We start from the raw sequence: 15,609 nt of genomic DNA on the forward strand, positions 1-15,609 counted from the left end.
TTTGAGTTTCTAACCAATTTAGCCATTTTCTATGAATTCTTTAAATAAATTTATAAAATTAATGAGGTGGGTGATGGCGAAGAAATTTATCGATGTTATGGATACGACCTTTAGAGATGGCTTTCAGTCAGTTTATGGCGCTAGAGTGCTTATGAATGACTTTTTGCCTGCGCTTGAAGCAGCCAAAGAGGCTGGCATAGAGCATTTTGAATTTGGTGGCGGAGCTAGATTTCAAAGCCTTTATTTTTATCTAAATGAAGACGCTTTTGCCATGATGGATAAATTTAGAAGCATCGTAGGACCAAAAGCAAATCTTCAAACTCTAAGCCGAGGTGTAAATACTGTTACCCTTGACACAGGCAGCCGCGAGCTAATAGACCTTCACGCAAAACTTTTTAAAAAACATGGAACAACTACTATTAGAAATTTTGATGCACTAAATGATGTTGAAAATTTAAAATATTCAGGCGAGAGGATCGCTTATCACGGCCTAAAACATGAAGTTGTTGTTACGATGATGGATCTGCCAAATGGCTGTGTGGGCGCTCATAACGTTAAATTTTACGAGAAAATTTTACGAGAAATTTTAGACGCAGATATCCCATATCATAGCGTTTGCTTTAAAGACGCAAGTGGTACAAGTAGTCCTCAAAAAGTATATGAGACCATAAAAATGGCTAGAAAATTGTTGCCAGAAAAAACTCACATCAGACTTCATACACATGAAACCGCAGGCGTAAGTGTGGCCTGCTATCTTGCAGTGCTTGAGGCTGGAGCTGACGGAATTGACCTTGCTGCAAGTCCGGTAAGTGGCGGTACTAGCCAGCCAGATATCTTAACTATGCTTCATGCAGTTAAGGGCAAAAACTACGATCTTGGTGGGCTTGACGTGGAGAAAATTTTAAAATACGAAAGCGTTTTGAATGATTGTTTAAAAGAGTACTTCTTACCACCTGAAGCCGTACAAGTAAGTCCGCTTATACCATTTTCACCAATGCCAGGTGGTGCGCTCACTGCAAATACGCAAATGATGAGAGATAACAACATTTTAGATAAATTCCCAGAGGTCATCCTTGCGATGCGTGAAGTAGTGCAAAAGGGTGGATACGGTACTTCAGTGACCCCGGTTAGTCAGTTTTACTTCCAACAAGCATTTAATAATGTAATGTTTGGCAAGTGGAAGAAGATTGCTGAGGGATACGGCAAAATGGTGCTTGGCTACTTTGGCAAGACGCCAGTTACGCCTGATAAAGAGATCATCAAGCTTGCTAGCGAGCAACTAGGCTTAAAACCAACTACAAAACACGCAGTTGATATAGCTGATAAAGATGAGAGCAAATCACTTACCCACGTAAAAGAAATTTTAAAACAAAATAAGATCAAAGTTACTGAAGAAAATATATTTATAGCAGCAGCTTGTAAAGAAAAGGGCATCGCATTTTTAAAAGGCGAAGCCAAAGTAAATGTAAGAAAAATCGATCCAAATGCTAAGGCAAATGAATGCAGACAAACTCAAAGTGGCAGATATAGTGTCGTCGTAAATGGTAGCCGTTACAATGTCGAAGTAAGTGAAGGCTTTAACGATGGCATCCAAGTAAAATCAATCACCGAAGTTGAAGGTAAAAGCGTGAAAAATGCCAAAAGTGCAGTAGCAGGCGCAACAGAAAATGACATCGTTGCAAGCTTGCCAGGCGCTGTGCATAAAATTTTAGTAAGCGCAGGAGACCATGTCAAAAAAGGTCAGGCTATAGTTGTGCTTGAAGCTATGAAGATGGAGATAGAGGTCAAAGCCCCAAAAGACGGCGTCATAGGCTCTATCGAGGTTAGCAAAGGTCAAAGCGTCGCAAACAATCAAGTGGTAGCTAGATTTAAATAAATTTGCCACTTTTAAAAAGATAGTGTTAAGCGAAATTTGATTAACATTTTGATGACTTTTAGGTCAGAATTTATAAAAAATGAAAATTTTAAAAGGAAACAACATGATAAATAAACTAGACGAGCTAGGTCTAAAAGAGATCAAAAAGATAAATCACAATCTAAGTTACGACGAGCTTTTTGAGCTTGAAAAGGCAAACAACGAGGGCAGGGTTTCAAGCAACGGTACATTTATGGTTGATACGGGAATTTTTACTGGAAGAAGCCCAAAAGATAAGTACTTTGTCAAGCAAGATCCGAGTCAGAAGTATATCGCTTGGGGTAAGATAAATCAGCCTATCACAAAAGAGCTTTTTGACAAGCTTCTTAAAAAAGCAAAAGAGCAGCTAAGCGGCAAGGAAATTTTCATCCAAGACGCATTTTGTGGAGCTAGTAAAAAGAGCCAAAAATCAGTCCGCTTTGTCACTGAAGTAGCGTGGCAAGCGCACTTTGTAAAAAATATGTTCATCCGTCCAAGTGAAGCGGAGCTGGCTAAATTTGAGCCTGATTTTGTAGTCTATAACGCTTGTAAAACAAAAAATGATGACTACAAGGCTGATGGGCTAAATTCAGACGTTTTTGTTATCTTCAACGTTGAGGAAAACGTTGCAGTAATCGGTGGCACATGGTATGGTGGCGAGATGAAAAAGGGCATTTTTTCTATGATGAACTACTGGTTGCCACTTGAAGGCAAGCTAAGCATGCACTGCTCTGCAAACGTAGGCGAGAATGGCGATACGGCGCTATTTTTTGGCCTATCTGGCACTGGCAAAACGACACTTTCAACAGATCCAAAACGCAAACTAATAGGTGATGACGAGCACGGCTGGGATGATGATGGCGTGTTTAACTTTGAGGGTGGCTGCTATGCAAAATGTATCAATCTTGATCCAAACAGTGAGCCAGAAATTTACGCAGCGATTAGGCGTGATGCGCTACTTGAAAACGTTGTGGCTGACGAAAAGGGTGTGGTTGATTACAAAGATGGCTCAAAGACTGAAAATACACGCGTTAGCTATCCGATCTATCACATCGACAACTACGAGCCAAGCTCAAGTGCTGGTCATCCAAAAAATATCATCTTTTTAAGCGCTGACGCTTTTGGTGTGCTTCCTCCAGTTGCAAAGCTGACAAAAGAGCAGGCGATGTATTATTTTTTAAGTGGCTACACAGCAAAAGTTGCTGGCACAGAGCGCGGTATAACTGAGCCAGTCGCTACTTTTAGCGCTTGCTTTGGCGAGCCATTTATGCCACTTCACCCGACTGTCTATGCAAAACTACTAGGTGAGAAGATCGATAAACACGGCGTTAATGTCTATCTTGTAAATACAGGCTGGAGTGGCGGTGCTTACGGCGTTGGCAAGCGTATGAGCATAAAAGCAACTCGTGCTTGCATAAATGCGATCCTTGATGGTAGCATCACGAAATGTGAATTTGAAAATTTTGATAAATTTAACTTCGCTATCCCAAAAGAGCTCGATGGCGTCGAGACAAAGCTACTAAATCCTATAAACACATGGACGCATCCGGCTGAGTATAACGCTTCACGTGACAAGCTAGCTAAAATGTTTGTTGAAAATTTCAAACGTTACGAAGATGTAAAAGAGGGCGTTGAGTACGCTAAAGCTGGTCCAAAAGCTTAATTTATATGGCCTTGCAAAGCTTCTTGCAAGGCTAGTTTTTTTAGTTGGCATTTTTGATATTAAAGTATCTTTCTTCTAAATTCCAAGTTCAATTGTTACATTTGTAAATTTATTCTAGTAAATAACAAAATATTAGATATTGCCAAATATATGAGTTACTAATAAAATTTTCCTATTACACTTAGTCTAGTTTTTCTGTGCTTGAACCAGTTATCAAATATCATTTATTGCGATGCTGTTTTTAAAATTTTTATAGGTTTGAGGAGAAGGAAGATCGCATAAATTTAGAATAAAAAAATAAGGGCAAAGTTGCCCTTATAGTTATAAATGTATATTTATGAGTGAAAGTGAAATTCCTCTGGATGATCTAGTGCGTATCTAAATTTATCCATATCTACTTTTTTATCCCAGATAGAAACTATCATGCAGCCAACGGCATTACCGCAGAGATTGCCAACAGCACGCATTTCTGACATAAATTTATCAACGCCAAGTAGCACGGCTACGGTGACGACTGGTATGCCAGTGCTTGGAAGTGCGCTTAGTGTTCCAGCAAGGACGACAAAGCCTGATCCTGTCACGCCAACAGCGCCTTTGCTTGTGATCATTAGTACGATTAGTATACTTATTAGATGCTCAAAGCTTAGCGGGATGTTGAAAGCTTGAGCTAGGAAAATAACGCTTAAACTTAGATAGATGTTGGTGCAGTCGAGGTTAAATGAGTAGCCAGTTGGAATGATAAGTCCAACAGCGCCTCTATTTATACCAGCTGATTCTAGTTTTTGCATAAGTGGCGCAAGAGCTGTTTCACTCGAGCTTGTTGCAAAGACTACCAATACCTCTTTTGAGATAAAGCGCATAAATTTAAAGACATTGATTTTCGCAAAATAGCAGATAACGCCAAGCACCACAAAGATAAAAAAGCAACTTGCAAGTGCCATAACAACCAAAAGCTCCATCATGCCAAGAAGCGTTCCGATACCAAATTTACCGATTAGATAAGCCATAGCTGAAAATGCAGCCACCGGGCTAAAGAGCATAAGCCAACTAAGAAGTTTTAAGACATAGTGCTGAATAAATTCAAGTGGCTTTAGGCAAGCTTGTTTTTTATCATGAGCTAGCAGCGAAAGTACGATGGCAACGATAATAGCCATGAAAAGTACTTGAAGTGTGTTTGATTTTATAAATGGATCAAGTATATGCACGTAAGGAAAAATGTCATCTACTGGCACAGCACCTCTTAAAAGATGAAGTGTATGTGCTACAAACCCACTATTTGCGTCCATATTTGCAGCTTGAGATGTAAATTTAGCCACACTTGAGGCATCAAGCTGAGTGTAGTCAAGATTCATGCCATGTCCTGGACGAAGTGTCTCGCCAAAGATGATACCAACAGCAAGCGCAAGTGTGCTAACTATCTCAAAATAGATAAATGCCTTTAATCCAATAGACCCAAGATCTTTTAGACTCTCAAGTCCAACGATGCCTGAAACGATCGTTAAAAAGATAATAGGGCCGATTAAAATTTTAAGTGCTTTTATAAAATAATCAATGCCTGGCTTGCTTGCTATACCAAGCTCAGGTGCGACCATGCCAACGATAACGCCACCAACAATACCGATCACAACCCAAAAGGCAAGATTGGTAAATAATCTTACGGCAAGGCTTCCTTGCTTTTTAGTATTATTCATAAATTTCCCCTTTATAGGCTTTCTCTGACCTTAGCAGAGATGATCTTATCGCCTTGTCTTATAGCGTCAAGCACCTTTAGGCTCTCATCATCAACACATTTTCCAAAGACTGTATGCACGCCATCAAGATGAGGTTGCTTGCTATGACAGATGAAAAACTGCGATCCGCCAGTATCACGTCCTGCGTGAGCCATGCTTAGGCTACCGCGCTCGTGTTTTACCTTTTGCTTATCGCATTCGCATTTTATCCTCCAGCCAGGACCGCCCGTGCCTGTTCCATTTGGGCAGCCACCTTGGATGACAAAATTTGGTATAACTCTGTGAAAATTTAGGCCATTATAAAAGCCTGATTTTATCAAATGGATAAAATTTGCGACAGCTTGTGGGGCTTCCTCGGCAAAAAGTTCAAGTCTGATCTCGCCTTTGTCTGTCTCTAAAACTGCAAATTTATCTTTTTTAAGCTCATCTAAATTTATGTCATAAACTTTTAATTCATCAAAACGCATATATTTCCTTTTTATTCGATATTTGTATAAACTGCTTGAACGTCATCATCGTCTTCTAGCTTATCAAGAAGCCTTTCAACCTCAAGCATTTGCTCTTCGCTTAGATTCACAGTTTGATTTGGTAAGTATTGAAGTGAAGCTTTTTTAACCACTAAATTTAGCTTTTCGATACCTTCATGAAGTGTGCCAAAATTTGCATAATCACCGTATACAAATAGCGTCTCATCGTCAGCCTCGATATCACTTAGTCCATAATCAATCAGCTCAAGTTCGATCTCTTCGATGTCTGCGCTTGGCTTTTCAAGCTCAAAAACGCTCTTTCTTGTAAACATAAAGCTAAGGCTACCACTTGGCAAAATTTCTCCACCATTTTTGCTAAATATCGCTTTAACATTGGCAACCGTTCTAGTTGGATTGTCAGTCGCACACTCAACGATGATCTGTACGCCGTGAGCTGCTTTGCCATCATAAAAAATAGTCTTAATATCGGCGCTATCTTTGCCATTTGCTCTTTTTATAGCTGCATCGATGTTATCTTTTGGCATATTTTCAGCTTTTGCCGCTGCGATAGCTGCGCGAAGTTTAGGGTTCATATCTGGATCACAACCACCATCTTTTGCAGCTACTGTTATAGCTTTTGCAAGTTTTGGAAATACCTTGCTCATCTTATCCCATCTGGCTTCTTTTGCAGCTCTTCGGTACTCAAATGCTCGTCCCATAAATATCCTTAAATAAATTTTTTACGGATTATAACTAAAAAAATTTTATACTTTTTTAAAACATTTTTAGTTTGCTAGCCAAAGCGCCTAACTTTGTAAATTTAAAAAAAATATTTGGTAAAAATTTAAGCTAAAGGCATATAATCATGCCATGATAAAAAATGCTCAAAAACAAGATGCAAAAATCTGCATAAAACTACTAAATTTAGCGATGGAGGACATCGCCTACAAGCTAAGTGGCTACGACGATCCTGCAAAAAGCGATGAAATTTTAGAAATTTTTTTTAAAAGTGAGACAAATAGACTAAGCTATAAAAATGTCTTTGTCTATAAGCATAACGAGGAAATTATAGCTGCTATGTGTGCTTACTTTGGTGGCGACGTGGAGCAGCTTGATAGAGAAATTTCACAGCATTTAATGGCTCTTGGCAAAGATGACAAGGTAGAAAAAGAGTGTTTTGATGATGAGTTTTATATAGATAGCATCGCTGTTGATGAAAATTTTAGAGGGCAGGGACTAGCAAAAGAGCTCATAAGGCATTCGTTTGTCAAGGCAAAAGAGTTAGGGCATAAAAAGGTTTCATTAATAGTAGATACAAATAAGCCAAAAGTTCGTAAATTTTACGAGAGTTTGGGCTTTAAATTTAATGTCAAGAAAATTGTAAATTTACACGAATACGACCACATGATAAAGGAGATAATATGAAAACATTTGAAGCAAACAATATCCACTGCCAAAATTGTGCAAACACTATAAAAAACGCACTTGAAGATGACTTTGGCAAGATAGAAGTTGATCTTAGCAAAGAGCCAAGACAAGTTAGTCTTGATATAAAAGATGGTGATGTTGAGAAATTTAAGTCTGAAATGGCTGATTTGGGATTTGACATAATAAAAGAGCTCTGATATGTCTTTAAAAGTCAAACTAAATATAGCAGGAATGAGCTGCGTAAACTGCTCAAATGCTATCGAGAAGGTTTCTAAAAAGATAGATGGAGTACTTGAAGCAAATGTAAATTTTGCAAATGCAAGCGGCGAATTTGTCCTAAAAGACGCTAGCGTGCGTGAAGTTTTAGAGCAAAAGATAAAGAAGCTTGGCTATTTTGTGGCGACAAATATTGATGAATTTGAAGCCAAAAGAGACGAGCATATAACTGCGATCAGAAATAAATTTATATTTGCATTTCTAGCGAGCATGGTCATCATGGCGCTTGAGATGTTTGTAAGGCCTAGCGTGGTTGTAAATTTAGCCATTTTAGCGCTTGGCTTTTTGGTGCTAGCTTTTAGTGGCAAAGACTTCTTTGCTCACGCCATAGAGGCTGTTAAAAACAAAAACTACGATATGAACGTGCTTGTAGCTCTTGGAAGCGGCAGTGCATTTTTATACTCGCTTTTTGCTGTGATCTTTTCAGATTTCATCCCAGATGATCTAAAAAATGTCTATGTCTCGGGCGCAGCGATGATAATAGCCTTTGTTTTGCTAGGTAAGTATCTTGAAGAGCGCTCAAAGGCAAAGGCAGGCGACTACCTAAAGACGCTACTTAAAATTTCGCCAAAGACCGCCTTTTTGGTCATGCCAGATGGACATAGTAAAGAGGTAAATGTAAATGAGCTAAAAGTAGGCGACATCGTCATCGTAAAAAATGGCTACAACATCCCAAGTGATGGCGTGATAGTTCAAGGTGGCGCTGAGATAGATGCTTCTATGCTTACAGGAGAGAGCTTGCCAGTTTATAAAGAGGTGGGAGATGGCGTATTTGCCGGCACTCTAAACACAAATGGCTACATAAGCGTCAAGGTGACAAAGAGCTCTTACGAGAGCTTGCTATCTCAAATTTTAAACCTACTAAGCGACGCTAGCTCTAAAAAGATGCCTATCGGACGGCTGGCTGACAAGATAGCAAACATCTTTGTGCCAAGTGTCGTGGCGACCTCAGTTCTTACATTTTTAATATGGATAATTTTTAGTGGAAATTTCGCCTATGCGATCTCTAGCGCGATCTGCGTTTTAATAATCTCATGTCCATGCGCTCTTGGACTTGCTACGCCAATAGCAATAGTAAGCTCGCTTGCACGCGGTGCAAAAGCTGGAATTTTAGTAAAAAATCCAGAAGTTTTAGAGCTAATAAAAGATGCTAAATTTGTAGCTTTTGATAAAACCGGCACACTTAGTAAAGGGCAAATCAGCGTCAAAAGCTCAAATTTAAGCGAGCAAGATTTAGCTCTTATCGCTTCTGCTGAAAATTTAAGTGAGCATCTCATCTCAAAAGCTATCGTTAGATATGCAAAGCAAAAATGTATAGATTTACAAAAGCTAAATGGAAAATTTCAAAATGTTGTCGGGCAAGGCATCATCTATGAGGATGAGAATAATCAGATAATAATCGGAAACGAAAAGCTGCTTTTGGAAAATGAAGTAAGTTTAAATCCGGATGAAAGTAACGCTATAAAAGAGGCTACAAACGATGGAAGCGGCGTCATACTTTGTGCTATAAATAAAAAATTTGTTGGTTTTTTAACGCTTAGTGATGAGCTAAAAGACGAGGCAAGCGATGTTATAAACGAGCTTACAAGTCTAAATTTACAAAGTGTGATCCTTTCAGGCGATGATGAGAAGGTGGTTGCAAGTATTGCCAAGAAGCTAAATGTGAGTAAATATCACGCAAATATGCTGCCTGAAGATAAATTTAATGAGATAAAAGAGCTTACAAATCATGGTGGCGTTATCTTTGTTGGAGATGGCGTAAACGACTCACCATCACTTAAAGAAGCAAGTGTTGGTATCGCTATGAACTCGGGCTCAGATATAGCAAAAGGTGCTGGAGATATCGTGCTTATTAAAAATGATTTGCGTGGAGTGACTGGACTAGTTAGATTAGCAAATGCTACTATGGCAAACATAAAAGAAAATTTATTTTGGGCGTTTATGTATAACGCGATTTGTATCCCGGTGGCTGCAGGCGTATTTTATCCAGTCTTTGGGCTACTTTTAAGCCCAGTTTATGGCTCAATGGCGATGTGTCTTAGCTCTGTTACTGTTGTTTTAAACGCACTTAGACTTAGATATCTACGACTTAAGGATTAAAATTTGAAACTTGGAGAACTTTATAGCGTTGTAGCGGCTGCGCTTGCTGCAAATTTTAGTGGTATTTTGGATGTTTCATCTTTTATGCGTATCAAAAAGACAAATGCGTGGATAACGCAGACAAATAACGAAACAAATAAAAAAGGTAACGAGCTTTATGCCAAATTTATCAAAGATGAAAGTAGTGCTGCTTTATGTGACGATTTTGTCATTTTAAAGTCAAAATTTGAGGCAAGCTACTATTTTTCTTCTGCAAAAGATGATCTAGTTCAATTTTATAAGGCTATAAATTTTCAGCCAAAAATTGGCGAGGTTGATAGCATCTCAAATCAGCTAATTTTAATAGCAAATATTTTAAAAAGCAAAGCATCTAAGGAGTCTATGAAACTTCTTGCAGCTTTTAGTGTCTCATTTTTCTTGCCTTATGCTAAACAGCTTTCAAAAGATATCCAAAAAGACGCAACTAGCAATTTTTATAAATCAATGGGATATTTTTTAGAGGATTTTTGCCTAGTTTTAGAAACTATTATTGGTAAGGCTTAGTTTTAAGCCTGTGCCATTTCTATCATTTGAGTTTTAATGCTTAAAATGTTATTTTGAATGGCTGACTGCTCTAAATTTAAGTAATGAAGCATTTGCATAGAATTACGATCCTTTAGGCTTTGGATGCTTGAAATTTGATGCGAAATATCTAGCTTTTGATCTTGTAATTTTTCTAAGTCCTGTTGTAACTGTATAGCGCTTGCTTTATTAATAATTATAGAGGAAATTTTAGCATCTTCTCTTTGTTCTACATGTACTTCATTGCTTCTAATAATATCTTTCTTGTCATAGCCAGAAGATACTAGTATGCTTGTTTTTGAGCTATTTGAAGAGATAGATGTATAGCCATCATGATAGAAAATGTTTGAGTTCATATTCGCATCTATTTGCATATCATCTTTCCTCTTATAGATTATTTTTATTTTAAACTATATTCAATAGAAAATTAAAATAGTTTTTAAAAAGTTATATTTTGAATTATATTTCTATATCCTTAAAGATAAATTATATTTATAACTTTTTGCAACTTTATAGTTAAAATACCCAGTTAAGTGCTATTTTGTTAAAATCACGCAAAACCAATTAAAGGTAAAGCTATGAAAGAAGATAAAAACGCACATAAAAAGATGTGGGAGGGAAGATTTAGCGAGGCTAGCTCGAAGCTACTTGAGGAATTTAATGCCTCTATAAATTTTGATAAAAATCTTTTTGAAGAAGATATCGCTGGTAGTAAAGCTCACGCAAAGATGCTTGGGGTTTGCGGAATTTTGAAAAAAGATGAGTCAGAGGCGATCATAATGGGGCTTGATGAGGTTTTATCTGAGATAAGAGCAGGTAAATTTGAGTTTAAGTTAGAAGATGAAGATATACACATGGCAGTTGAGAAGCGCCTTAGCCAGATCATTGGAGCTGAGCTTGGAGGCAGACTGCACACAGCTAGAAGTAGAAATGACCAAGTTGCGCTTGATTTTAAATTTTACGTATTGAAGAAAAATTTAGAAATTTCTTTATGTATAAAAGAGCTCATCTCCACGCTTACAAATTTGGCAAAAAACCACAAAGATACGTTAATGCCAGGCTACACACATCTTCAGCACGCTCAGCCAGTAAGTCTTAGCTATCACTTGCTAGCATATGCATTTATGTTTAAAAGAGATTTTGAGCGTTTTGTTAGCTCGTATGAGCGAAACAACCTAAGTCCGCTTGGTTCAGCAGCCCTTGCTGGCACACCGCATAAGATAGATAGAAGCGTGGTTGCAAGTGAGCTTGGCTTTGCAGGTTGCACGCAAAATGCGATGGATAGCGTGAGCGACCGTGATTTTGCGCTGGAAATTTTATTTAACATTAGCGTTTTTATGACGCACGCTTCTAGGCTTTGCGAGGAGCTCATACTTTGGAGCTCGCAAGAATTTGGCTTTGTAAACATTAGCGATGCTTACAGCACAGGCAGCTCCATCATGCCACAAAAGAAAAACCCTGACGTTGCCGAACTCATCCGTGGCAAAACTGGACGTGTAAATGGAAATTTAGTGGCGCTTCTGACAACGATGAAAGGCTTGCCACTTGCTTATAACAAAGATATGCAAGAAGATAAAGAGGGCGTATTTGACAGCGTCTCGACCATTTTAAGCTCGGCTACCATCCTAAACGAGATGATAAAAACAGCTAAATTTAACGAAAAAAACATGCTAAAAGCAACAAAAACTGGGCATCTAAGTGCCACTGATCTGGCTGATTATCTAGTGCGTGAAAAAAATATTCCATTTAGAACGGCGCACTTTATCACAGGCAAAGCTGTCGCAAAGGCTGAAAGCTTGGGATTTGATTTGAGTGAATTAAACGAAGAGCAGCTAAAAAGTGTGGATAAAAATTTAGACGCAAATGCTATTAAATTTTTAGATCTTCACGCTTCAAAAGAGGCGCGTTGTTCGCAGGGCGGTACGGCAAATAAAAGTGTGGAGGAACAAATAGAAATTTTAAATGAGTGGCTAAAAAGCTAAATTTGTGGGGTTATAAAATGAAATTAAAAAGTTTAATATTAAAAAATTTTAGGTCATACAAAGATGAAAAAATACCTTTTCATAGAAATATGAATGTTATTATTGGGCAAAATGATGTAGGAAAATCTACTATATTAGAAGCTTTAGATATTTTTTTTGAAAGCGGTACAATAAAAATAGATACAACCGATTTCAGCAAAAATGCTGGGGATAATAAAATTACTATAGGTGCAGAATTTATAGTTGATGGTGAAAAGGAAATTTTAATAGATGCCTCCAATAAAACAAAGTTATCAGATGAATATCTTTTAATTAACAATAATCTTTTAGAGATATTAAAAGAATTTGAAATAAAAAATGAAAAACTACAAAAGGAAAAAGTATTTATAAAAGCAAAATATCCGAAAGAATATTCCAGCGAGCCGTTAATTAACATAAAAATTTCTGATTTAAAAAAGAGATTGAATAGTAAATTTAGCAAAGAAGAGATTAACGATATAGACAAGCGAACTAATGCTGAAATAAGAAAGGCATTGTACGAGAAGACAAGCGATGAATTCGAAGAAATAAAAATTGATATAACGAAAGAGGATGCCAAAGCCATATGGGAGCAGTTAAAAAAATGGTTGCCTTTATATTTTTTATTTCAGAGCGATAGAGCAAATAAAGATAGCGATGCCGATATACAAAACCCCTTAAAAAGCGCAACAAAAATAGCCGTAGCGAGATTTGAAGAGCAATTTAATACAATAAAAAGTCAATTAGAAGAGGAGCTGACAAGAATAGGCAACGAAACAATAGATAAAATGAGGGAAATGGGGCTAGAAAATACAAATTCTTTAAAACCACAAATCAGTAATAAAAGTTTAGATACCCTATTTTCATTTAGTTTGGAAAGTGACAATGGGATTGCCTTGAATAAAAGAGGAAGCGGTTTTAGAAGAATGGTGTTATTAAATTATTTCAGGGCCGAGGCTGAAAGAAAGCTAGATAGTGATGAAAACAAGGATAAGGATATAATTTATGCGATAGAGGAACCAGAAACCGCGCAGCATCCAAATCATCAAAAAATGCTTATAGAAGCATTGAAAGAACTATCTTATAAAGATAACTACCAACTTATACTTACAACACATACTCCAGAAATAGCAAAAATGGTTGATGAAGAAAATTTGATATTAGTTAGTAAAGCGAATGATGTTGCCATTATAGATAATTCCGACAATAAGCTTAAGATAATATCCAACACCTTAGGTATCCATCCGTTTTTCAATCATAAAATCGTTGTTTGTGTAGAGGGTAAAAATGATATAAATTTTCTCTTAAATGTCAATCAAAATATAGAAGATTTTAAAAACATTATAAATTTAAAAGAAGAGCAAATTGGCATAATACCATTGCACGGAGGAAATTTAAAAAACTGGGTAGATAAGAATTATCTTAAAAATTCAAACATAATTGAGTTTCATATATACGATAGTGATTTAAATTCTGGTAAAAATACAAATAAATATCAAGAAGAAATAGATAAAATAAATTCAAGAAATGATGGGTCGCGCGCCGTAAAAACTAAAAAAAGAGAGATGGAAAATTACATACATAAAAGTTTAATTGAAGAGGAATTTGGGATAGACTTATCCGGTATAGTCGATTACAATCTTGAGGACATTCCGTCTTTTATAATAAGCAGGATGCATGTAGCAAAAACAGAAGAGGCAATCAAGGACATTTTAAACGGCAAGCTTTCGAAACAACTTACAAAAGAAATGCTTGAAGAGCTTGATGCTTTTGACGAAATAAAAGGGTGGTTCGAAAAAATAAAAGAGTTGACTAATATATAAAATATTTTGGAGATTTATAGTTTTATGAAATAAATTTAAATATAATTACGCAAAATCTACAAATTTTAAAGGATGAAAAATGTTTTTTGATGGCAAAAATAAAGAGCTTTCTAGTAAAAATGAAGCTTTACAAAGAGAAAATGAAGCTTTAAAGGCTGAAATTTTAGCACTTAAAAATGAGCTAAAAAACGTTAAAACTTGCGAGCCAAAAGAGCAAGCTAAGGATAAGCAAGAAGCTGTAAATTTATTGCTTTCAAGTTATCAAGATGGTATAAATTTCTTACAATTAACAATGGAAGAAAACCTAAAAATGCTTGAAAGTATAAACGGACTAAATGAAAAGACTTTCAAAGAGACGGGCGAACTCAAGTCGCAAACGGCTGAAATTTTAAACTCGATCGAGCAAGTAAGCCAGATGAGTAATGACCTTTCAAATGACGCATCTTCACTTGACGGAAGCGTAAATTCGATTGTTGAGATTATAAATCTCATTAAAGACATCTCAGATCAGACAAATTTGCTAGCTCTAAATGCTGCTATCGAGGCGGCCCGTGCTGGTGAGCATGGACGAGGTTTTGCTGTCGTGGCAGATGAGGTTAGAAAGCTAGCCGAGCGCACTCAAAAAGCAACACTTGAAGTAGAAGTAAATATAAATGGTCTTAAGCAAAGTGCGAATACAATGATCGAAATGAGTGAGAATTTTTCAAAAATTTCTGCAAATGCTATGAAAATTTTAGGTGGATTTGAAGGAAATATCTCAAGTGTAAATGCAAATACGCAAAATATCCTAAATCAGGCTCTAAATGTTACAAATGAAGTCTATGTAAGCAATGGAAAAATAGATCATGTAAATATGAAGCTAAATGGATATAGAGGCGTACTTTTAAATGAGTTTAATAAGATTCAAGATGTTCACGAGTGTAGATTTGGCAAATGGTATGAAAAAGATGTGAAAAATACTCTTGTAAAAGATGCCAAAATTCTCTCAAGTATCGCAGCTCATCATGAAAATGTTCATCATGGTCTAGAAAAAGCGATGGTTATTTTTGCTGATAAAGACAAAGGAAATCTACCTGGCGTTGAAATATTAAAAGATGTTGAAAACTCAAGTAAAGTAGGTTTTGAAGAGTTGCTTGAAGCTATTAAGTCTGCAAGAAAATAAAATCTTAGACTCATGCTTTGAGTCTAAGATTTATAAGTTATTAAAATGTGCTTTGTGGATCAGCTACGCCTTCGCTCCAGCCAAGCTTCGCTCCGCCAAGTAGGTGAAAATGTAGATGCATAACTTCTTGACCGCCGTTTTCGCCGCAGTTTGTGATGAGGCGGTATCCGCTCTTATCAACGCCCATTAAGGTCGCCACTTCTTGGATAAATTTAGTCATCTCTCCCATTAAAACCGGATCCATCTCTTGGAAATTTTTATAGTGTTTTTTTGGGATGATTAGGATGTGGATCGGTGCTTTTGGGTTTATGTCGTTAAAAGCTAGAAATTTCTCGCTTTCAAGCACTTTGTTGCAAGGGATTTCACCAGCTACGATCTTTTCAAATATGGTCATTTTAGCTCCTTTGAAATTTTGCAAAATTATATCAAAGTGTGCTTAAATTTAGTGCTCTTTATCTTGATTTTAACTCTTTTTCTATAAAATCGACTCAAAAATTTATAAAGG

Annotated in this window: 14 protein-coding genes and 1 pseudogene; 10 read left to right on the forward strand and 5 right to left on the reverse strand. The window is 36.8% G+C overall.

Annotated features, from left to right (window positions below; all coding sequences use genetic code 11):
- Nucleotides 1-73 precede the first annotated feature (73 nt).
- Both CVS84_RS01200 and pckA read left to right on the forward strand, forming a co-directional pair.
- Nucleotides 74-1,876: a biotin/lipoyl-containing protein gene (locus CVS84_RS01200; RefSeq protein WP_107690836.1), complete on the forward strand. Its 1,803-nt coding sequence runs from the start codon at nucleotides 74-76 to the stop codon at nucleotides 1,874-1,876.
- 106 nt (nucleotides 1,877-1,982) lie between these two features.
- Nucleotides 1,983-3,557 (forward strand): phosphoenolpyruvate carboxykinase (ATP), encoded by a 1,575-nt coding sequence (pckA, locus tag CVS84_RS01205; RefSeq protein ID WP_199906094.1) that lies wholly within the window; start codon nucleotides 1,983-1,985, stop codon nucleotides 3,555-3,557.
- A gap of 335 nt (nucleotides 3,558-3,892) precedes the next feature.
- On the opposite strand, the gene CVS84_RS01210 is transcribed toward pckA, so the two are convergent.
- Genes CVS84_RS01210 through CVS84_RS01220 form a run of 3 tightly spaced genes read right to left on the reverse strand, consistent with a single transcriptional unit; the run spans nucleotide 3,893 to nucleotide 6,473 of the window.
- Nucleotides 3,893-5,248, reverse strand: coding sequence for a cation:dicarboxylate symporter family transporter (locus CVS84_RS01210; RefSeq protein ID WP_107690838.1), 1,356 nt, complete (start codon nucleotides 5,246-5,248; stop codon nucleotides 3,893-3,895).
- A gap of 11 nt (nucleotides 5,249-5,259) precedes the next feature.
- Complete coding sequence (locus tag CVS84_RS01215; protein ID WP_107690839.1) at nucleotides 5,260-5,754, reverse strand: peptidylprolyl isomerase; 495 nt, start codon at nucleotides 5,752-5,754, stop codon at nucleotides 5,260-5,262.
- Between the two features lie 11 nt (nucleotides 5,755-5,765).
- The gene (locus tag CVS84_RS01220; RefSeq protein WP_021090734.1) at nucleotides 5,766-6,473 is read right to left on the reverse strand and encodes a YebC/PmpR family DNA-binding transcriptional regulator; all 708 of its coding nucleotides are present in this window, start codon (nucleotides 6,471-6,473) and stop codon (nucleotides 5,766-5,768) included.
- Nucleotides 6,474-6,624: 151 nt separating this feature from the next.
- Between CVS84_RS01220 and CVS84_RS01225 the strand changes: the two genes are divergently transcribed.
- Genes CVS84_RS01225 through CVS84_RS01240 form a run of 4 tightly spaced genes read left to right on the forward strand, consistent with a single transcriptional unit; the run spans nucleotide 6,625 to nucleotide 10,101 of the window.
- Entirely contained in the window at nucleotides 6,625-7,179 is a 555-nt protein-coding gene (locus CVS84_RS01225; protein WP_107690840.1) for a GNAT family N-acetyltransferase, read from the forward strand.
- Nucleotides 7,176-7,379, forward strand: a complete 204-nt coding sequence (locus tag CVS84_RS01230) for a heavy-metal-associated domain-containing protein (protein WP_084040980.1) — start codon at nucleotides 7,176-7,178, stop codon at nucleotides 7,377-7,379. Before CVS84_RS01225 ends, CVS84_RS01230 begins: the two co-directional genes overlap by 4 nt.
- Nucleotide 7,380: 1 nt before the next feature.
- Nucleotides 7,381-9,558 carry a heavy metal translocating P-type ATPase gene (locus CVS84_RS01235; RefSeq protein WP_107690841.1) on the forward strand — a complete coding sequence of 726 codons (2,178 nt, stop codon included), beginning with the start codon at nucleotides 7,381-7,383 and terminating at the stop codon, nucleotides 9,556-9,558.
- A gap of 3 nt (nucleotides 9,559-9,561) precedes the next feature.
- Entirely contained in the window at nucleotides 9,562-10,101 is a 540-nt protein-coding gene (locus CVS84_RS01240) for an oxidoreductase (RefSeq protein WP_103629120.1), read from the forward strand.
- Between the two features lie 2 nt (nucleotides 10,102-10,103).
- Here CVS84_RS01240 and CVS84_RS01245 read toward each other — a convergent pair whose 3' ends face one another.
- Nucleotides 10,104-10,493 carry a hypothetical protein gene (locus CVS84_RS01245; protein ID WP_107690842.1) on the reverse strand — a complete coding sequence of 130 codons (390 nt, stop codon included), beginning with the start codon at nucleotides 10,491-10,493 and terminating at the stop codon, nucleotides 10,104-10,106.
- A 204-nt stretch (nucleotides 10,494-10,697) separates the two neighbouring features.
- On the opposite strand from CVS84_RS01245, the gene argH reads away from it, so the two are divergent.
- The 4 genes and pseudogenes from argH to CVS84_RS09765 all read left to right on the forward strand — a co-directional run bounded on the left by argH (nucleotide 10,698) and on the right by CVS84_RS09765 (nucleotide 15,104).
- Complete coding sequence (gene argH / locus CVS84_RS01250) at nucleotides 10,698-12,101, forward strand: argininosuccinate lyase (protein ID WP_107690843.1); 1,404 nt, start codon at nucleotides 10,698-10,700, stop codon at nucleotides 12,099-12,101.
- Nucleotides 12,102-12,118: 17 nt separating this feature from the next.
- The gene (locus CVS84_RS01255; RefSeq protein WP_107690980.1) at nucleotides 12,119-13,942 is read left to right on the forward strand and encodes an ATP-binding protein; all 1,824 of its coding nucleotides are present in this window, start codon (nucleotides 12,119-12,121) and stop codon (nucleotides 13,940-13,942) included.
- Between the two features lie 490 nt (nucleotides 13,943-14,432).
- Nucleotides 14,433-14,732: pseudogene (locus CVS84_RS09760) on the forward strand (methyl-accepting chemotaxis protein); the annotation flags it as partial.
- A gap of 63 nt (nucleotides 14,733-14,795) precedes the next feature.
- Nucleotides 14,796-15,104: a CZB domain-containing protein gene (locus CVS84_RS09765; RefSeq protein WP_374048490.1), complete on the forward strand. Its 309-nt coding sequence runs from the start codon at nucleotides 14,796-14,798 to the stop codon at nucleotides 15,102-15,104.
- A 40-nt stretch (nucleotides 15,105-15,144) separates the two neighbouring features.
- Here CVS84_RS09765 and CVS84_RS01265 read toward each other — a convergent pair whose 3' ends face one another.
- Nucleotides 15,145-15,498, reverse strand: a complete 354-nt coding sequence (locus CVS84_RS01265; RefSeq protein WP_021091047.1) for a histidine triad nucleotide-binding protein — start codon at nucleotides 15,496-15,498, stop codon at nucleotides 15,145-15,147.
- Between the last annotated feature and the right edge of the window lie 111 nt (nucleotides 15,499-15,609).

This window comes from Campylobacter concisus (assembly GCF_003048575.1).
Taxonomy (GTDB): Bacteria; Campylobacterota; Campylobacteria; order Campylobacterales; family Campylobacteraceae; genus Campylobacter_A; species Campylobacter_A concisus_U.